Origin of the sequence: Tenacibaculum aiptasiae (genome assembly GCF_008806755.1) — a bacterium.
Classification (GTDB): domain Bacteria; phylum Bacteroidota; class Bacteroidia; order Flavobacteriales; family Flavobacteriaceae; genus Polaribacter; species Polaribacter aiptasiae.
In genome coordinates, this window is sequence record NZ_WAAU01000024.1 from 149221 (window position 1) to 150116 (window position 896).

Below are 896 nucleotides of genomic sequence, written 5' to 3' on the forward strand. Positions count from 1 at the left end.
ATATTTGTGTTAGTGTTTCCATTAACATCTGTTACTGTTAACGTTACTGTATTTGCTCCAATGTTTGTACAATCAAATGAAGTTGTGTCTAAACTCATTGATTGAATTCCACAGTTATCGGTTGATCCATTGGTGATTTGTACTGGTGTAATACTTGCATTTCCTGTGGCGTCTAATTGAACAGTAATATTCTGTATTATCACTGTTGGGTTTACCTTATCTTCTACGGTTACGGTTGCTGTTTTTGTATCTGAGTTTCCATTAACATCAGTTACTGTTAAGGTTACTGTATTTGCTCCAATTTTTCTACAATCAAACGAAGTTGTATCTAAACTCATTGATTGGATACCACAGTTGTCAGATGAACCATTATCAATTTGAGCTGGTGTTATACTTACATTTCCTGTTGTATCTAATTGAACCGTGATATCCTGTGCAACCACTGTTGGATTGATTTTATCTTCAACGGTTACAGTTGCAGTCTTCGTGTTTACATTTCCGTTAACATCGGTTACTGTTAAGGTTACTATATTAGCTCCTACATTGCTACAATCAAATGATGTTGTATCTAAACTCATCGATTGAATTCCACAATTATCGGTTGATCCATTGTTTATTTGTACTGGTGTGATTATAGCATTTCCTGCAGCATCTAATTGAACCGTGATATCTTGTGTTACCACCGTTGGATTGATTTTATCTTCAACGGTTATCGTTGCAGTTTTTGTATCTGCGTTTCCATTAACATCAGTTACCGTTAAGGTCACTGTATTCGTTCCTACATTGCTACAATCAAATGATGTTGTATCTAAACTCATTGATTGGATTCCGCAGTTATCAGTTGAACCATTATTTATTTGTGCTGGTGTAATACTTACATTTCCTGTGGCATCTAA

At 35.2% G+C, this 896-nt stretch carries 1 pseudogene; it reads right to left on the reverse strand.

Going from position 1 to position 896, the window contains the following annotated elements:
• A pseudogene (locus tag F7018_RS12360) lies at positions 1-896 on the reverse strand (hypothetical protein); the annotation flags it as partial.